This window comes from Azotobacter chroococcum, assembly GCF_004339665.1.
GTDB lineage: Bacteria > Pseudomonadota > Gammaproteobacteria > Pseudomonadales > Pseudomonadaceae > Azotobacter > Azotobacter chroococcum.
The window spans coordinates 65,821-84,319 of sequence record NZ_SMMU01000014.1 but is presented as its reverse complement, the minus strand read 5'-3'; the positions used below and the strand labels follow the sequence as shown (position 1 = coordinate 84,319).

Genomic DNA, 18,499 nt, shown 5'->3' with positions numbered 1-18,499 from the left:
TCACTCCTGGATGACGTCGGTGCCTTCCGGCACCTTGAAATTGAACTGGGCGGTATCGATCGACTGGTTCATCTTCACGCCGAAGAACAGGATGTTGGTGCGCTGGCCGACGCCATCGATCAGCTGCATGTCGTTGACCACGCCATTGCGAAAGGACAGGCGCAGGTTGTCGAACAGGGTGTCCTTGGCCTTCGGCTTGAGGATGAAGTCCACCACGCCGCCGGCTTCCTTGTGAGTGATATCGAAGTTCTCGCCGATCTTCGAGATGTCGCCGGAGAGCAGCAGCGCCGGGGTGTGGGTCAGGCGCTGGTCGAGGCTGCGGATGGTCACCTGCTCCAGGTCCGGGTCGTACAGCCAGACCGTCTCGCCGTTGGACACCAGCAGTTGCTCCAGCGGCGCGTCGGTGTGCCAGCGGAACAGTCCCGGACGCTTCAGCGCCATCTCGCCCGAGGTTTCCTGCAGCTGGGTGCCGGAACCGTCGAGGGTGAGCTGGGAGAAGCGCGCGGTCAGGGTCTGCGCCTGGTCGAGCAACTGGGTCAGGCGCTGGATGGAGCGCTCGTCCGCCTGCACCGGCAGGAGGACGAGGGTGAGAGCGGACAGCAACAGCATGCGGAAAAAGCGCATGACAATCCTCATGGGAGCCTTGGGAAATCAGTCGCGAACCGGCGCGGGGGCGATCACTTCCCGCGAGCCGTTGGTGTTCATCGAGGACACCACACCCGCCATCTCCATGGCTTCGATCATCCGTGCCGCGCGGTTATAGCCAATCTTCAGCTTGCGCTGTACCGCGGAAATCGAGGCGCGCCGGCTTTCCGTCACGAAGCGCACTGCCTCGTCGTACAGCGGGTCCTCCTCGCTGCCTTCGCCGCCGTCACCACCGCCCCCCTCGAAGCCGCCACCCTCCTCGGCGCCGGCGAGGATGTCCTCGACATAGTCTGGCGCGCCGCGCTGCTTCCAGGCCTCGACGACGCGATGCACCTCGTCGTCGGAGACGAAGGCGCCGTGCACGCGGATCGGCAACCCGGTACCGGGCGGCAGGTAGAGCATGTCGCCGTGGCCGAGCAACTGCTCGGCGCCACCCTGGTCGAGGATGGTGCGCGAGTCGATCTTGCTGGACACCTGGAAGGCCATACGCGTCGGGATGTTCGCCTTGATCAGGCCGGTGATCACGTCCACCGAGGGGCGCTGGGTCGCCAGGATCAGATGGATGCCTGCGGCGCGAGCCTTCTGGGCGATGCGCGCGATCAGCTCCTCGACCTTCTTGCCGACGATCATCATCATGTCGGCGAACTCGTCGACCACCACCACGATGGTCGGCAGCGGCCGCAGCAATGGCGGCTCATCGTCCATGCTCTCGCGCCGGTACAACGGATCGTAGAGCGGCGTGCCGACCTCCTCAGCATCCTTCACCTTGCGGTTGAAGCCGGCCAGGTTGCGCACGCCCATGGCCGCCATCAGCTTGTAGCGGCGCTCCATCTCGGCCACGCTCCAGCGCAGGGCGTTGGCTGCCTCCTTCATGTCGGTCACCACCGGGCAGAGCAGGTGGGGAATGCCCTCGTAGATCGACAGTTCGAGCATCTTCGGGTCGATCATGATCAGGCGCGCCTCTTCGGGTGTCGACTTGAAGAGGACCGACAGGATCATGGCGTTGACCCCCACCGACTTGCCGGAACCGGTGGTGCCGGCCACCAGCAGGTGCGGCATCTTCGCCAGGTCGGCGATGACCGGCTTGCCACCGATGTCGTGGCCCAGCGCCAGAGTGACCGGAGACTTGGCTTCTTCGTACTCGGTGGACATCAGCACCTCGGAGAAGCGCACGATCTGCCGGTCCTCGTTGGGCACCTCGATGCCTACCGTGGTCCTGCCGGGAATGACCTCCACCACCCTCACGCTGATCATCGCCATCGAGCGCGCCAGGTCCTTGGCCAGGTTGGAAATCCGGCTGACCTTGACGCCCGGCGCCGGCTGGATCTCGAAACGGGTGATCACCGGGCCAGGGTGCACGGACTCGACGGTCACCTCGACGCCGAACTCCTTGAGCTTGATCTCGAGCAGGCGCGACAGCATCTCGAGCGATTCGACCGAGTAGTTCTGCGACTTCTGCTCGGGCGCATCCAGCAGGGAAAGCGGCGGCAGGGTGCCTTCCAGGGCAGGGTTGACGAACGAAGCGGGCCTTTCCCGGAACGCGGACACGGGCACAGGTTGCGGCCTGGGCTCCATGGCCAGGGTTTCCGAGAGCGGTGTGATGACCGGTGCCGGGCGCTGCTCCGGCTCGCTCACAGGTCTGGCCGCGACCGGCTCCGGCTCGCTGCGTGGCCGGGGATCGACTGCCGGTATGGGTGCCGTGACCGGCAACTTGGGCTCGTCGAAGCGTGGGAGGCTGGCCGGCAACCTTGCCTCGAATGCTTCGTGTTCCTGGAAATCCAGCGGCAGGTCGTCGAACTCGTCGAAATCCTCGGACCAGGCAGGGACCGTCTCGGGCTCGTTGCGAAGCTGGGGCTTGGGCGTGGCGAGTTCCGGCTCGACGCGTGGTTGGGGCGCGACCAGCTCGGGCTCGATACGGAGTTCGGGCGAAGCAAGCTCAGGCTCGACATGAGGCCTGGGCACGGCGATCTCGGGCTCGATGCGTGGCCTCGACTGTGCGGTCATGGGCTCGATGCGTGGCTTGCGCGGCACGGCAGATTCCGGCGGACGTTGGAACCTGGCCGGAACCTCCGCAGCAGCTGCACTGCGGCGCTGCACAGCGGGCTTGACCGGCTTGGCATGCACCTCGATCGGCGGCTCGGCGATGTGCGGCTCGGCGACACGGAATGGCTCGCCCCGTGGCTCCTCGGCCGCGCGGGACTTGAGCGGCCTCTCGGCTTCGCGCAACCGGGCGACCAGTCGGCGGCGCTCGGCCAGGGCTCCCCACCAGCGTCCGAGGGCTCCCTGCACCAGCTCGAGCAGGTCGAGCGTGATCTTGCCGGTCAGATCCATGACCCTGAACCAGGACAGATCGGCGAACACAGTCAGCCCGAAAAGGAACAGCGAGAGGAACACCAGCGTGCTGCCCTGCACATTGAGCGCGTCCAGGGCAAGCTTGCCCAGAACCTCGCCCAGGGCACCACCGGCCGAAGCCGGCAGACCGGTGGCCGAATGGAAATGAATGTAAGCCAGCGCGGAGCCCGCCGGGATCAGGATCGCCAGACCGGTCAGACGCCAGGAGAGCAGCCAGCCACTCCAGGGCCAGGGGTCGTGACGCGCCATGAACACCTGGGCCGTCTTGATCACCAGCAGCAGGGGAAAGAGATAGGCGAAATAGCCAAGAGCCATGAACAGGATGTCGGCGAACCAGGCGCCTGCCCGGCCCGCAGCATTCTGCACCTGCGCCACGCTGCTGCTGTGACTCCAGCCGGGATCAGACGGATCGTAGGTCAACAGCGCCATCCAGAGGTACAGGCACAACGCACTCAGGGCGATCAGGGCACCTTCCTTGAGGCGGGAGCTCAACTGTTGCTGCCACGCCGGGAGCCGTACTTTAGTAGAGGAGTTCTTCAAAACGCTTCTTTTCCTGCGCCAACGGCGCGTTCCATCCAGGTTACGTGTCGGTCGGGAGCCAAGAGTGCGGCAGCGACGGCTGGAGATCCGCAGGCTCAATCATGCAGCGTTGAAACCAAGCTCAGACTACCCATTTACCATGGGCATATGCCACGCCTTCCACCTGATTTCACCTCGTCCGTCTCATCCTGCCTTTGGTTGTGCCTTTGACTCCAGCGAGTCGCAGGTGCGCTCGGCAGCTCCTCACAAGGAAACGGCGAGACCAGCCCTTTGAGAACCTCTTATTGTACGATTTTGCCTGTCCAATGCCATGCGGCGGGCCTGTTCCCCCTTTTTGCCGACCTCTCATGCTTCGGTGTAGCATAGTCGACAATCATTCCCATGCTGCTCCATTGGAGCATGCATTTTCTTTTGTGACAAAGGCTTACGGGGACTTTTTATGAATGATGTCAAGCATTCGCGGCTGATCATCCTGGGCTCCGGCCCGGCCGGCTACACTGCCGCCGTCTATGCTGCACGCGCCAATCTGAAGCCCCTGCTGATCACCGGCATCCAGCCCGGCGGCCAACTGACCACGACCACCGAAGTGGACAACTGGCCTGGCGATGTCGAAGGCCTGACCGGCCCCGGCCTGATGGAGCGCATGCAGAAACACGCCGAACGCTTCGATACCGAGATCGCCTACGACCACATCCACACTGCCAAGTTGCAGCAGCGCCCCTTCACCCTGATCGGCGACAGCGCGACCTATACCTGTGACGCACTGATCATTGCCACAGGAGCCTCGGCCCAGTACCTCGGCCTGCCCTCGGAAGAGGCCTTCTCCGGCAAGGGCGTTTCCGCCTGCGCCACCTGCGATGGCTTCTTCTATCGCAATCAGGTGGTCTGCGTGGTCGGTGGCGGCAATACCGCTGTGGAGGAGGCATTGTATCTGTCGAACATTGCCAAGGAAGTACACCTGATCCATCGCCGCGACAAGTTGCGGGCCGAAAAGATTCTCCAGGACAAGCTCTTCGAGAAGGCACGGAACGGCAATATCCGCCTGCACTGGAACCAGACGCCGGACGAGGTGCTTGGCGATGCCTCTGGAGTGACCGGCGTGCGCCTGAAGGACACCCTGAATGGCGCTACCGAAACACTGGCGCTGACCGGCGTCTTCATCGCGATCGGTCACAAGCCCAACACCGAACTCTTCCAGGGGCAGCTCGAGATGCACAACGGCTATCTGTCGATCAAGGGCGGCAGCGCGGGCGATGCCACCGCCACCAGCATCGAAGGCGTTTTCGCGGCCGGCGATGTGGCCGACCATGTCTACCGCCAGGCCATCACCTCGGCCGGCGCCGGCTGCATGGCCGCCCTGGACGCCGAGCGCTATCTGGACAACTAAGCAACTCCCGGCGGGCGTCGGCCCGCCTCCCTCCACTTATACTGCGGCGTCAACATGCTGACCTGTCTGCAACGCGACAGCCTGAGCTTCCCTCCCCTGGAGAGAGCCCTACGCGAACCCAACGGCCTGCTGGCCGTAGGAGGCGATCTTTCCGCCGAGCGCCTGATCCAGGCTTACCGGCACGGCTGCTTCCCCTGGTACCAGGCAGGACAGCCCATTCTCTGGTGGTCCCCGAACCCACGAACCGTGCTGCTCCCCCAAGAGCTGCATGTTTCCCGCAGCCTGCGCAAAATCCTCCGCCAAGAGCGCTTCCAAGTCACCTTCGATCGCGATTTCTCCGCAGTGATCCAGGCCTGCGCCGGCCCACGCAACTATGCCGACGGCACCTGGATAACGCCGGAAATGCAGGCCGCCTATCGGGAACTGCAACGCCGCGGCATTGCCCACTCGGTCGAAGTCTGGCAGAACGACAACCTTGTCGGCGGACTCTATGGCTTGGCGATCGGCCAGCTATTCTTTGGCGAATCCATGTTCAGCCATGTCGACAACGCATCCAAGGTCGGCTTCACGACCCTAGTGAGGCGGCTCAAGCAGTGGGGCTTCGTGCTGATCGACTGCCAGATGCCCACCCAGCACCTGCAAAGCCTCGGTGCCCGCAGCATTTCCCGTAGCGAGTTCGCCGACTATCTGAAGCGTTATCTGGACCAGCCGAGCACGGCTGACTGGATCGCCTAGTAGAGGCCCACAGCCTGGCATACACTTGATGAGTGCCGCTGAACAATCACGGCCCGCTAAGAGCTTTCCGGGGGTTGATCATGACCGAGCTGGCTCGTCTCAAGTTCTACGCCACTCAACCGCACGCCTGCAGCTATCTGCCCAACGAGCAGGCGACGACCCTGTTCCTCGATCCCAGTCAACCGATGGACATGCACGTCTATGCGGAACTCTCGGACCTCGGCTTCCGACGTAGCGGCGACCACCTATATCGCCCTCATTGCCAAGGCTGCAATGCCTGCATCCCGGCCCGCATCCCCGCCAAGAGCTTCCTGGCGAATCGCCAGCAAAGACGCATTCTGAAACGCAACACAGACCTCTCGGTACAAGCCGTACGCCCCAGCTTCAACGAAGAGTATTACAAACTATATGCACGCTATATCGAACAGCGCCATGCTGACGGTGACATGTATCCTCCCAACCGCGACCAGTTTTGTACTTTTTTGGTCCGCGACCTGCCCTTTTCCCGCTTCTATGAGTTTCGCCTGTCCGGACGCCTGCTGGCCGTCGCCGTGACCGACGTGCTCCCCAACGGCCTGTCAGCGGTCTATACCTTCTACGATCCAAGTGAAGAGCGACGCAGCCTCGGCCGCTATGCGATTCTCTGGCAAATCGGCGAAGCAGCGCGCCTGGGCCTGCAGGCGGTGTATCTAGGCTACTGGATCAAGAACTGCCGCAAGATGAACTACAAGACCCAATATCGCCCACTCGAATTGTTGGTGAATCATCGCTGGGTCACTTTGACCTGAGAACCCTTGGCGTCAGCAGCCATTTTCAGGCACAATGCACGCCGTTTTGCTCGGCGTGCCAGCTACGTTGGGCCATTCACTGCATACCGAGGGTTTTATTGAATGTCGAAAGAAGACAGCTTCGAGATGGAAGGCACTGTCGTCGACACCCTGCCCAACACCATGTTCCGCGTGGAGTTGGAAAACGGGCACGTCGTTACCGCGCATATCTCCGGCAAGATGCGCAAGAACTACATCCGCATCCTCACCGGAGACAAGGTGCGCGTCGAGCTGACCCCTTACGACCTCAGCAAGGGACGCATCACCTATCGCGCCCGCTAAAACGGATCCAATGAAAACGCCCGGCATCGCCGGGCGTTTTCGCTCTGATGGACCGACCTGAGACTACTGCACTCAAGCCACCTCGACAGCCGTTTCGAATTCGAAGGACAGCTCCCCGCCCTTCAGGTCGATATGCACCACTCCCCCATGCTCGGCCAGCTCGCCGAAAAGAATCTCTTCGGCCAGGGGACGCTTGATCTTGTCCTGAATCAGACGAGCCATCGGCCGCGCGCCCATCTGCGCATCGTAACCATGCTCCGCAAGCCAACCGCGCGCCTGCTCGGAAACATCCAGCTGCACGTGCTTGTCCTCCAACTGCGCTTGCAGTTCAGTAAGGAACTTGTCGACGATGCTCTTGATCACCTCGTGGCTCAGCCGGCCGAACTGGATAATGGTGTCCAGACGATTGCGGAACTCGGGCGTGAAGCTCTTCTTGATGACTTCCATGGCATCGGAAGAGTGATCTTGCAGAGTGAAGCCGATAGAGGCACGAGCTGCGGTTTCCGCACCAGCATTGGTAGTCATGACGATGATGACACTGCGGAAATCGGCCTTGCGCCCGTTGTTGTCGGTCAGCGTGCCATGATCCATGACCTGCAGCAGCAGGTTGAATACTTCCGGATGCGCCTTCTCGATTTCGTCCAGCAGCAATACGCAGTGCGGCTGCTTGGTGATCGCCTCGGTCAGCAGTCCCCCCTGGTCAAAACCGACATACCCCGGAGGCGCACCGATCAGACGCGAAACCGTGTGCCGCTCCATATACTCGGACATGTCGAAGCGCACCAGCTCCACACCCAGCGCCTTGGCCAACTGCCGGGCAACCTCGGTCTTGCCCACCCCCGTAGGACCAGCAAAGAGGAAGGAACCGACCGGCTTGTCCGGCGACTTCAACCCAGCCCGCGACAGCTTGATTGCCGTGGCGAGCGAGTCGATGGCTGCATCCTGACCAAACACGGTCAATTTGAGATCACGCTCGAGATTACGCAGCAATTCCTTGTCCGAACTAGAAACATGCTTGGGCGGAATGCGGGCAATCTTGGCGACAATATCCTCGACCTGAGGCACATCGATAAGCTTGAGGCGCCTTTCTTCCGGCTGGAGCCGCTGGAATGCCCCGGCCTCGTCAATGACATCGATCGCCTTGTCCGGCATGTGGCGATCATTGATATAACGAGAAGACAACTCTGCCGCGGCACGCAGTGCCTCATCGCTGTATTCGATGCCGTGATGCTGCTCGAAGCGCGGCTTGAGCCCGCGAAGAATACCTACGGTATCCTCGACCGAAGGCTCGACCACATCGACCTTCTGGAAGCGGCGAGCCAGAGCCCGGTCCTTTTCGAAGATTCCCCGGAACTCCTGGAAGGTAGTCGAGCCGATGCAACGAATTTCGCCGGACGAGAGCAGCGGCTTGAGCAGATTCGAGGCATCCATCACGCCACCGGAAGCCGCTCCGGCACCGATGATGGTATGGATCTCGTCAATGAACAGAATGGCGTGAGGCTTCTTGCGCAATTCATTGAGCAGCGCCTTGAAACGCTTTTCAAAATCACCGCGATACTTGGTACCGGCGAGCAAGGCCCCTAGGTCGAGAGAGTACACGACACTGTGCGCCAAGAGATCCGGAACCTGGTTGTCGACGATGCGCTTTGCCAGCCCCTCGGCAATGGCCGTCTTGCCCACACCTGCCTCGCCCACCAGCAAGGGATTGTTCTTGCGTCTCCGCGCCAGAATCTGCGCGACCCGCTCGACCTCGAACTCGCGCCCCACCAGGGGATCGATTCGCCCCTGGCGAGCCAGCTCGTTCAGATTACTGGCATAGGCCTCCAGAGGATGACCGGCAGCCGAAGCTTCTCCACCCTCCTCGTCCTGCATCTCGTGCTCGCTGTCGGGGTGATCGCCATGACCCGGCACCTTGGAAATACCATGGGCGATGTAGTTCACCACGTCTATGCGAGCCACGCTCTGCTGCTTGAGCAGAAAGACGGCCTGACTTTCCTGTTCGCTGAAGATGGCCACGAGCACATTGGCCCCGGTCACCTCCCGCTTGCCGGAACTCTGCACATGGAAGACCGCGCGCTGCAGCACCCGCTGGAAGCCGAGGGTCGGCTGGGTCTCGCGCTCTTCGTCATGCTGGGGAATCAGTGGGGTTGTGGAGTCGATGAACTCCTGCAGGTCGTGCCGGAGCTTGTCGATATTCGCACCGCAGGCCCGCAGTACGGCAGCCGCGGCCTCGTTGTCCAGAAGCGCCAGAAGGAGATGCTCCACCGTCATGAACTCATGACGTTTTGCGCGAGCCTCCTTGAAGGCAAGATTGAGAGTGACTTCGAGCTCACGGTTCAACATAGCTTCACCTCATACCCAAGCGGTCGGCATTAACCGTCCTTCTCGATCTCACAGAGCAGCGGATGCTGGCATTCCTTTGCATATTGGTTGACCTGCATGGCCTTGGTTTCCGCAACGTCACGAGTAAACATCCCGCATACTGCCCGCCCCTCTGTATGGACAGTCAGCATGACCTTCGTTGCCAACTCGCGGTTAAGGTTGAAAAATTTCTCCAGCACTTCGACCACGAAATCCATCGGCGTGTAGTCGTCGTTGAACATCACCACCTTGTACATGGGTGGAACCTGCAGCGCAGGCTTGGATTCCTGCACGACCAGCCCATAAGAGTCGTCCTCGTGCGGCTCTGGACGGTCCTGACAGAATGTTAGTCGAATCTCAGTGCTTGCGAACATGCTGGACAAGCTTCCGGTTGAGCGAATACGGATACTAGAGGGATTTTGCACGCTTGGGCAGCAAAGCACAGCCCCGCCTTGACTATCGGCCAAACAATGATAAAAACATATAGTACCCAAGAGGGTGTTTAAGGGGTCCTGTCATGTCCCGGCCGCGGGGTCGAGCGTGGCGAGGGGTCAAGGCGGATGATACTCCAGTGACGGAGTCTTTGCAGAGGGATGTCGGCATGCTAAGCGGCAAGGTCAAATGGTTCAATAACGCCAAGGGATATGGATTCATCGTGGCAGATGGCCGCGATGAGGATTTGTTCGCCCATTATTCGGCCATTCAAATGGATGGCTACAAGACCTTGAAAGCCGGCCAGGCGGTGACTTTCGAGCTGCTGCAAGGCCCTAAAGGCCTCCACGCGATCAATATCCGCCCCTGCCCGGCCCAGATCGAGAGTTCGGCCAAGTTCAGCCTGACACAACCGTCATCCATTTCGGATATCGCTGGCACCCTGTAGGCCAGCAGGTCAGGCACTCCCGATCAAAATAGGCCTGGTCCGTGCCGGGCTGGTTACTGACCAGCCCTAGCCGGCACGACTTGATCAAGTAGCGCACAGATTGGCCAAAGACCGGCTGCCGCTCGACAGCGTTGAGCAACATCCAATTTCAAGACTCCAAACCCCCTCTCAACAGCAAGGCCAGCAGGGACACCCGCCAGCCCACCAAAGCCCAAAGCGGCACCCGACGAAGATCTTCAGCCCTACCCACATCCCCCTGCCAGCCTCACCAGAAACAGAAGCCCCCGGCACACCGTCACCACCCCCTCAAAAACCGGCGAATGCAAAAGGCATGTCGTACTGATATACTCCGCGCAACTGACAGGACATTGGATCCAGAGCCACTCTGGAATGAGCCACTCTAAACCCAAGCAGCATGCAGACTTGAACCTGGCACCCCCCCTTGGCAAATCTCAACCCAAGGCATCCGGGAACTCCCCAGGAACCTCGACTTTACGCTCATTGATGCCTTTAGGCAGCTTCGCCTACCCTGCGAGCATCAAGAGTTTGTGCACTTGCAAATGTAGCAATACAGAGGGGTTAACGTAAAAAATGTCCACATCGAAGATTATCTATACGCTCACCGACGAAGCACCCGCACTGGCAACCTACTCTCTGCTTCCAATCGTTAAAGCGTTCACCGAATCTTCAGGTATCGCTGTCGAAACCCGCGATATCTCCCTTGCAGGCCGCATCATCGCAACTTTTCCCGAATACCTGAGCGACAGTCAGAAGATTGCCGACGACTTGGCCGAACTGGGGAAACTGGCGACCACTCCGGAAGCCAACATCATCAAGCTGCCCAACATCAGCGCCTCCGTCCCGCAGCTCAAGGCTGCGATCAAGGAGCTGCAGCAGCAAGGCTACAAGCTGCCCGACTATCCTGAAGAGGCCAAAACCGATACGGAAAAGGACGTCAAGGCACGCTACGACAAGATCAAGGGCAGCGCCGTGAACCCTGTCCTGCGTGAAGGCAACTCCGACCGTCGCGCACCGCTGTCCGTCAAGAACTATGCCAGAAAGCACCCCCACAAGATGGGTGCGTGGAGCGCAGACTCCAAGTCGCATGTGGCCCACATGAACAGCGGCGACTTCTACGGCAGCGAGAAAGCCGCCCTGATCGACACCGCTGGTAGCGTAAAAGTCGAGCTGCTCGGTAAAGACGGCAGCAGCACTGTCCTGAAGGCAAAAACCACCGTCCTGGCCGGTGAAATCATCGATTCTTCGGTAATGAGCAAGAATGCTCTGCGCAGCTTCATCGCCGCCGAAATCGAAGATGCCAAGAAGCAAGGCGTACTGCTGTCCGTACACCTGAAGGCCACCATGATGAAGGTGTCCGACCCCATCATGTTTGGCCAGATTGTATCCGAGTTCTACAAGGATGCCCTGAGCAAGCATGCCGACGTACTGAAGCAGATCGGCTTCGACCTCAACAACGGCATCGGCGACCTCTACGCTCGGATCAAGACCCTTCCTGAGGAAAAGCAGAAGGAGATCGAGGCCGACATCCAGGCGGTTTACGCCCAGCGCCCGCAACTGGCAATGGTGAATTCCGACAAGGGCATCACCAACCTGCACGTGCCGAGCGACGTCATCGTGGATGCCTCGATGCCGGCAATGATCCGTGACTCCGGCAAGATGTGGGGTGCCGACGGCAAGCTGCATGACACCAAGGCCGTCATCCCCGACCGTTGCTATGCCGGCGTGTATCAAGTGGTCATCGAGGACTGCAAGCAGCACGGCGCCTTCGACCCCACCACCATGGGCAGCGTGCCCAACGTCGGCCTGATGGCCCAGAAGGCCGAGGAATACGGCTCCCACGACAAGACCTTCCAGATTCCGGCAGACGGCGTAGTACGTGTGACCGATGAAAGTGGCAAGGTTCTGATGGAACAGAACGTCGAGTCCGGCGACATCTGGCGCATGTGCCAGGTGAAGGACGCCCCGATCCAGGACTGGGTCAAGCTGGCCGTCAACCGCGCCCGCGCCACCAACACCCCGGCGGTGTTCTGGCTGGATCCTGCCCGCGCCCACGACGCCCAGGTGATCGCCAAGGTCGAGCGCTATCTGAAGGACCACGACACCAGCGGCCTCGAGATCCTCATCATGTCGCCGGTCGAGGCGACTCGCTTCACGCTGGCTCGCATCCGCGAAGGCAAGGACACCATTTCCGTTACCGGCAACGTCCTGCGCGACTACCTGACCGACCTGTTCCCGATCATGGAACTGGGCACCAGCGCCAAGATGCTGTCGATCGTCCCGCTGATGAGCGGTGGCGGCCTGTTCGAGACCGGCGCGGGCGGTTCGGCTCCCAAGCATGTCCAGCAGTTTCTCGAGGAAGGCTACCTGCGCTGGGATTCGCTCGGTGAGTTCCTGGCTCTTGCCGCATCGCTGGAGCATCTGGGCAACACCTACAAGAATCCGAAGGCTCTTGTCCTGGCAAGCACCCTGGACCAGGCCACCGGCAAGGTTCTCGACAACAACAAGTCGCCGGCACGCAAGGTTGGCGAGATCGACAACCGCGGCAGCCACTTCTACCTGGCACTCTATTGGGCCCAGGCTCTGGCAGCACAAACCGAGGACAAGGAACTGCAGGCCCAGTTCACCAACCTCGCCAAGACCCTGACTGACAACGAAGCCAAGATCGTTGGCGAGCTGTCTGCAGCCCAGGGCAAGCCCGTGGATATCGCGGGCTATTACCACCCGAACGTCGAGCTGACCAGCAAGGCCATGCGCCCGAGCGCAACCCTCAATGCGGCTCTGGCAGCGCTTGCATAAGGCGCCGCACCAACCACACGGGAAGCGGCTTAGGTCGCCTCCCGCCTGACAAGAAACCCCGGCTCCGGAGCCGGGGTTTCTTGTTCATGGGCCCTCTCGCGCCGTGGACAAGCCTCCTCGACAAGCAAATCGTTGCCCCGCCCAACCTCGACCGGAGGCTGGCAAGGGAGCCTCCATCATGCCCCCGTGAACAGGCGCTGCCGCGTATAATGCGCAGCTATCGGCAAACACCCGGACGAACTTTATGGATTGGCAGGCACACGTCACCGTCGCCACGATCGTGGAAGACAACGGTCTCTTCCTCCTGGTAGAGGAGCTGCAGGATGGCCGTACAGTTCTCAATCAGCCTGCCGGACACCTCGAACCCAACGAAACCCTGCTCGAAGCTGCCCAGCGGGAAACCCTGGAGGAAACCGGCTGGCAAGTAGAACTCACCGCCGTGATCGGTATCTACCTCTATACAGCCCCCAACGGCGTGACCTATCAACGCGTCTGCTTTGCAGCGCGTCCGCTGCAGCCAATCGACGGATACCAGCTCGACGAAGGGATCATCGCTCCCCGCTGGCTGAGCCGCGAGCAATTGCTCGAGCAACGGAAATGCTGGCGCAGCCCGCTCGTGCTGCGCTGTATCGACGACTACCTGGCCGGAGAGCGCTTTCCGCTGAGCCTCATTCGCTGAACAGCTCGCGCCTTCGCAGCCAGACCTGCGACCCTGATAGAATCTCCCTTTTTCAGGACCCGACTCTTCCTATGCATGATCCCGCCCATACCCGCGTGATCGTCGGCATGTCCGGCGGCGTGGACTCCTCCGTTTCCGCCCTCCTGCTCCTGCAACAGGGATATCAGGTGGAGGGCCTGTTCATGAAGAACTGGGAAGAGGACGACGGCACCGAATATTGCACGGCCAAGGAGGATCTTGCGGACGCACAGGCCGTCTGCGACCGAATCGGCATCAAGCTGCATACCGCCAATTTTGCCGCCGAATACTGGGACAACGTATTCGAACACTTTCTCGCCGAATACAAGGCTGGACGCACGCCGAACCCGGACATCCTGTGCAACCGCGAGGTCAAGTTCAAGGCCTTCCTCGACTATGCGCTGTCGCTTGGCGCCGACCTTATTGCCACAGGCCACTATGTGCGCCGGCGCGATACAGGGGAGCGGACCGAATTGCTCAAGGGGCTGGACCCCAACAAGGATCAGAGCTACTTCCTGCATGCCGTGGGCGGCGAGCAATTCGCAAAGACATTGTTTCCGGTCGGGGAACTGGAGAAGCCGGCCGTGCGTGCCATTGCCGAGCTGCATAGCCTGGCCACGGCCAGGAAGAAGGACTCCACCGGCATCTGCTTCATCGGCGAGCGCCGCTTCAGCGATTTTCTCAAGCAGTACCTGCCTGCCCAGCCAGGCCCCATCGAGACCACCGACGGCAAGGTCATCGGCCAGCACCACGGTCTGATGTACCACACCATCGGCCAGCGCCAGGGACTGGGCATCGGCGGAATGAAGAATGCTGCCGATGATCCCTGGTATGTGCTGGCCAAGGATCTGGCCCGCAACGTCCTGGTCGTCGGACAGGGCAATCAGCACCCCTGGCTGTTCTCTCGCGCCCTGCTCGCCTCGGAGATGTTCTGGGTGAATCCGCTCGACTTTCCACTCCCGCAGCGCCTGACCGCCAAGGTTCGCTATCGACAGAGCGACCAGGCCTGCACTCTGGAAAAGACCGCCGAGGGCTTCCGAATCCTGTTCGACGAGCCCCAGCGAGCCGTGACGCCAGGCCAATCGGTAGTGCTCTACGACGGCGAGATCTGCCTGGGTGGCGGCGTCATCGAGAGCGCCGAGCCATGGAGCTGCGAGGACAAGCAGCCATGACCCCCAGACAGGAACAACTGGTCGCCCTCGGTGGAGTATTCGAATCGGCCTACCTGGTCGACAGGATCGCCAAGACCGGACAGGCCGGCGAAGCCAATCTTGCCTGCATGCTCGGCAGTCTGCTGGTACGCAATCCCGAGGACACCCTCGCGGTATTCGGCGGCGACGATCTCAACCTGCGTGACGGCTACCGCGCCCTGGCCAGCGCACTCGAGCGCGACCCGCAAAGCCTGCAGCGCGAACCCCTGCGCTACTCGTTGGCGCTCGTCACTCTGGAGCGGCAGCTGGACAAGCGCGGCGACATGTTGCAGCACATGGGCCAACGGCTGGACCAGATCCAGCTGCAGGTCCAGCATCTGGGCCTTACCCACGAAAGCGTGATCGCCGCCTTCGCCTCCCTGTACGAAGACACGCTGAGCACTTTCCGGCAGCGCATCCAGGTGCATGGCGAGATGCGGCACCTGCAGAATCCTGCCAATGCCACCAAGGTCCGCGCCCTCCTGCTGGCCGGCATCCGCTCGGCACGCCTGTGGCGCCAGCTCGGCGGACATCGCTGGCAGCTGGTGTTCAGCCGCCGAAAACTGCTCGACGAGCTCTATCCGCTGATGCGACGCAGCTGAGGAGTCCGGCCAACCGAAGATTGCGCTCGGTCGGCCCTCCGCCTTCGTGTATCATTGCAGCCCTTTTTGTAGCCCGACTGTCCGAGACTTCCCCCATGCAGCTCTCCTCGCTCACTGCGGTGTCCCCCGTCGATGGCCGCTACGCCGGCAAAACCGCCGCCCTGCGCCCGATCTTCAGCGAATTCGGCCTGATCCGCTACCGCGTGCAGGTGGAAGTGCGCTGGCTGCAGCGCCTGGCCGCCCACGCCGGCATCCCGGAGGTCGCGCCGTTCTCCGCCGAAGCCAACGCGCTGCTCGACGAGCTGGCGGAAAACTTCCAGCTCGAGCACGCCCTGCGCATCAAGGAAATCGAGCGCACTACCAACCATGACGTCAAGGCCGTGGAATACCTACTCAAGGAGCAGGCCGCCAAGCTGCCGGAACTGGTAGCGGTGAGCGAATTCATCCACTTCGCCTGTACCAGCGAGGACATCAACAACCTGTCCCACGCCCTGATGCTGCGCGAAGGCCGCGATACCGTGCTGCTGCCGCTGATGCGCCAGCTGGCCGAGGCCATCCGTGCCCTGGCCGTGCAGTTCGCCGACGTGCCGATGCTGTCGCGCACCCACGGCCAGCCGGCCTCGCCGACCACCATGGGCAAGGAGCTGGCCAACGTGGTCTACCGCCTCGAACGGCAGATCGCGCAGGTAGCGGCCGTGCCGCTGCTGGGCAAGATCAACGGCGCCGTGGGCAACTACAACGCTCACCTGTCGGCCTACCCGGACGTCGACTGGGAAGCCTACGCCCGCGAATTCATCGAAGGCGACCTCGGCCTGACCTGGAACCCCTATACCACCCAGATCGAGCCGCACGACTACATCGCCGAGCTGTTCGACGCCATCGCCCGCTTCAACACCATCCTGATCGACTTCGACCGCGACGTGTGGGGCTATATCTCCCTCGGCTACTTCAAGCAGAAGACCGTGGCCGGCGAGATCGGCTCCTCGACCATGCCGCACAAGGTCAACCCCATCGACTTCGAGAACTCCGAGGGCAACCTCGGCATCGCCAACGCCCTGCTCCAGCACCTGGCCAGCAAGCTGCCAATCTCCCGCTGGCAGCGCGACCTGACCGACTCCACCGTGCTGCGCAACCTCGGTGTCGGCCTGGCCCACAGCCTGATCGCCTACGAGGCCAGCCTGAAGGGCATCGGCAAACTGGAGCTGAACGCCGCCCGTCTGGCCGAAGACCTCGACAACTGCTGGGAAGTGCTGGCCGAGCCGGTGCAGACTGTGATGCGTCGCTATGGCATCGAGAACCCCTACGAGAAGCTCAAGGAGCTGACCCGCGGCAAGGGTATCGGTCCGGAAGCGCTCAAGGCCTTCATCGACACCCTGGACATCCCCGCTGCCGCCAAAGCCGAGCTGCACAAGCTGACCCCTGCCGCCTACATCGGCAATGCGATCACCCAGGCCAAGCGCATCTGATTTCGTCCCGTCATCCCCACGCCCGGCTGTGCCGGGCGTTTTTATTTTCAGCTCTCATTACAGAGCAAGGGTTTAGCCATGACTTCTGATATTCCTCTTCAATTCCTGGGCGGCATCAGCGCACGCGAATTCCTGCGCGACTACTGGCAGAAGAAGCCCCTGCTGATCCGTCAGGCCATCCCCGGCTTCGAAAGCCCCATCTCGCCGGACGAGCTGGCTGGCCTGTCGCTCGAGGAGGAAGTCGAATCGCGCCTGATCGTCGAGCATGGCAATCATCCGTGGGAGCTACGCCGTGGCCCGTTCGATGAGGAAACCTACCAGAACCTGCCCGAACGCGACTGGACCCTGCTGGTCCAGGCCGTCGACCAGTTCGTTCCGGAAGTCGCCGAACTGCTGGAAAACTTCCGCTTTCTACCCAGCTGGCGCATCGACGACGTGATGATCAGCTATGCCGCGCCCGGGGGTGGCGTGGGTCCGCACTATGACAACTACGACGTGTTCCTGCTGCAGGGCTACGGCCAGCGGCGCTGGCGGATTGGCCAGATGTGCGACAGCGACAGCCCCCTGCTGAAACATGCCGACCTGCGCATCCTCGCCGAGTTCCAGAGCGGCGAGGACTGGGTGCTGGAGCCTGGCGACATGCTCTATCTGCCGCCCCGCCTGGCCCACTTTGGTACCGCGGTCGACGATTGCATGACCTATTCGGTGGGCTTCCGTGCCCCCAGCGCGGCCGAGGTGCTGACCCATTTCACCGACTTCCTTGCCCAGTTCCTCCCCGACGAGGAGCGCTACGGCGATCCGGACATACGTCCCTGCGAGGATCCGCACCAGATCCAGCTCGATGCCCTGGAGCGCCTCAAGGGCCTGATCCAGGAACACATGGGCGATGAACGCCTGCTGCTAACCTGGTTCGGTCAGTTCATGACCGAACCGCGCTACCCCGAGCTGGTCGCCGGCGCGGAAATGCCCGAACAGGACTTCCTGGCCAGCCTGCAGGAAGGCGGCGTGCTGGTCCGCAACCCCAGTGCCCGCCTGGCCTGGTCTGAGGTCGGCGAGGATCTAGTGCTGTTCGCCAGCGGTCAGAGCCGCCTGCTCCCTGGCCACCTGCGCGAGCTGCTCAAGCTGATCTGCAGCGCCGACGCCCTGCATACCGACAACCTTGCCTCCTGGCTGGCCGACGAGGAAGGCCGTCGACTTCTCTGGCAACTGCTCGTGCAGGGCAGCCTGGAGTTCACCGATGACTGAAATCCATGTGCGGATCGCCGACTGGCAGAAGGACAATGCCGACATCCGGCGGATCCGCGACAGCGTCTTCATCGCCGAACAGGCCGTTCCTGCCGAACTGGAATGGGATGGCGAGGATGCCGAGGCCATCCACTTTCTTGCCTTCGAAGGAGGATTTGCCGCGGGCACGGCTCGCCTGCTGCGCGACGGACACATCGGCCGAGTCGCCGTCCTCAAGGACTGGCGCGGCCTGAAGATCGGCGACGCCCTGATGCGTGTGGTGATCGCCGAGGCCGAGCGCCGCGGGCTCCACCGCCTGGTCCTGAGCGCCCAGGTGCATGCCACGCGCTTCTACGAACGCCTCGGGTTCGTGGTCGTCAGCGACGAATACCTCGATGCCGGCATTCCTCATGTGGAGATGGTGCGTCAGGCCGGCTGACCCAGCCTGCGGACGTCCTGCCCCTGCCGAGGCAGGACGTCCCGGGTAGACCTGC

At 61.8% G+C, this 18,499-nt stretch carries 16 protein-coding genes; 12 read left to right on the top strand and 4 right to left on the bottom strand.

What is annotated here, in order from left to right; translation table 11 throughout:
* Positions 1-624 (bottom strand): outer membrane lipoprotein periplasmic chaperone LolA, encoded by a 624-nt coding sequence (gene lolA, locus EV691_RS13525; RefSeq protein ID WP_131297423.1) that lies wholly within the window; start codon positions 622-624, stop codon positions 1-3.
* A gap of 27 nt (positions 625-651) precedes the next feature.
* Positions 652-3,537: a DNA translocase FtsK gene (locus EV691_RS13520; protein ID WP_131297422.1), complete on the bottom strand. Its 2,886-nt coding sequence runs from the start codon at positions 3,535-3,537 to the stop codon at positions 652-654.
* 439 nt (positions 3,538-3,976) lie between these two features.
* Between EV691_RS13520 and trxB the strand changes: the two genes are divergently transcribed.
* The 4 genes from trxB (at position 3,977) to infA (ending at position 6,768) form a co-directional block, all read left to right on the top strand.
* The gene (gene trxB, locus EV691_RS13515; RefSeq protein WP_131297421.1) at positions 3,977-4,924 is read left to right on the top strand and encodes a thioredoxin-disulfide reductase; all 948 of its coding nucleotides are present in this window, start codon (positions 3,977-3,979) and stop codon (positions 4,922-4,924) included.
* A gap of 54 nt (positions 4,925-4,978) precedes the next feature.
* On the top strand, positions 4,979-5,659 hold the full coding sequence (gene aat / locus EV691_RS13510; RefSeq protein ID WP_131297420.1) for a leucyl/phenylalanyl-tRNA--protein transferase: 681 nt from the start codon (positions 4,979-4,981) through the stop codon (positions 5,657-5,659).
* 80 nt (positions 5,660-5,739) lie between these two features.
* Positions 5,740-6,447, top strand: a complete 708-nt coding sequence (locus EV691_RS13505) for an arginyltransferase (RefSeq protein WP_039803915.1) — start codon at positions 5,740-5,742, stop codon at positions 6,445-6,447.
* 102 nt (positions 6,448-6,549) lie between these two features.
* Positions 6,550-6,768: a translation initiation factor IF-1 gene (infA, locus tag EV691_RS13500; protein ID WP_002553999.1), complete on the top strand. Its 219-nt coding sequence runs from the start codon at positions 6,550-6,552 to the stop codon at positions 6,766-6,768.
* A 72-nt stretch (positions 6,769-6,840) separates the two neighbouring features.
* Here the strand turns inward: infA and clpA are convergent, their stop codons facing one another.
* Both clpA and clpS read right to left on the bottom strand, forming a co-directional pair.
* Positions 6,841-9,111 (bottom strand): ATP-dependent Clp protease ATP-binding subunit ClpA, encoded by a 2,271-nt coding sequence (gene clpA / locus EV691_RS13495; protein WP_131297419.1) that lies wholly within the window; start codon positions 9,109-9,111, stop codon positions 6,841-6,843.
* Between the two features lie 29 nt (positions 9,112-9,140).
* Complete coding sequence (clpS, locus tag EV691_RS13490) at positions 9,141-9,503, bottom strand: ATP-dependent Clp protease adapter ClpS (RefSeq protein ID WP_039803910.1); 363 nt, start codon at positions 9,501-9,503, stop codon at positions 9,141-9,143.
* A 227-nt stretch (positions 9,504-9,730) separates the two neighbouring features.
* Between clpS and cspD the strand changes: the two genes are divergently transcribed.
* The 8 genes from cspD (at position 9,731) to EV691_RS13450 (ending at position 18,444) form a co-directional block, all read left to right on the top strand.
* The gene (cspD, locus tag EV691_RS13485) at positions 9,731-10,009 is read left to right on the top strand and encodes a cold shock domain-containing protein CspD (RefSeq protein ID WP_039807723.1); all 279 of its coding nucleotides are present in this window, start codon (positions 9,731-9,733) and stop codon (positions 10,007-10,009) included.
* Positions 10,010-10,600: 591 nt separating this feature from the next.
* Positions 10,601-12,826, top strand: a complete 2,226-nt coding sequence (locus EV691_RS13480) for an NADP-dependent isocitrate dehydrogenase (RefSeq protein WP_131297418.1) — start codon at positions 10,601-10,603, stop codon at positions 12,824-12,826.
* A 244-nt stretch (positions 12,827-13,070) separates the two neighbouring features.
* Entirely contained in the window at positions 13,071-13,505 is a 435-nt protein-coding gene (locus tag EV691_RS13475) for an NUDIX hydrolase (RefSeq protein WP_131297417.1), read from the top strand.
* A 71-nt stretch (positions 13,506-13,576) separates the two neighbouring features.
* Complete coding sequence (mnmA, locus tag EV691_RS13470) at positions 13,577-14,695, top strand: tRNA 2-thiouridine(34) synthase MnmA (protein WP_131297416.1); 1,119 nt, start codon at positions 13,577-13,579, stop codon at positions 14,693-14,695.
* On the top strand, positions 14,692-15,315 hold the full coding sequence (gene hflD / locus EV691_RS13465) for a high frequency lysogenization protein HflD (RefSeq protein ID WP_039803906.1): 624 nt from the start codon (positions 14,692-14,694) through the stop codon (positions 15,313-15,315). The genes mnmA and hflD overlap by 4 nt, the downstream gene beginning before the upstream one ends.
* A gap of 95 nt (positions 15,316-15,410) precedes the next feature.
* Positions 15,411-16,781, top strand: coding sequence for an adenylosuccinate lyase (gene purB, locus EV691_RS13460; protein ID WP_131297415.1), 1,371 nt, complete (start codon positions 15,411-15,413; stop codon positions 16,779-16,781).
* A 78-nt stretch (positions 16,782-16,859) separates the two neighbouring features.
* A complete protein-coding gene (locus tag EV691_RS13455; protein WP_089168239.1) occupies positions 16,860-18,026 on the top strand; it encodes a ribosomal protein uL16 3-hydroxylase in 1,167 nt (388 codons plus the stop codon).
* The gene (locus EV691_RS13450; RefSeq protein WP_089168240.1) at positions 18,019-18,444 is read left to right on the top strand and encodes a GNAT family N-acetyltransferase; all 426 of its coding nucleotides are present in this window, start codon (positions 18,019-18,021) and stop codon (positions 18,442-18,444) included. The genes EV691_RS13455 and EV691_RS13450 overlap by 8 nt, the downstream gene beginning before the upstream one ends.
* The last annotated feature ends 55 nt before the right edge of the window (positions 18,445-18,499 follow it).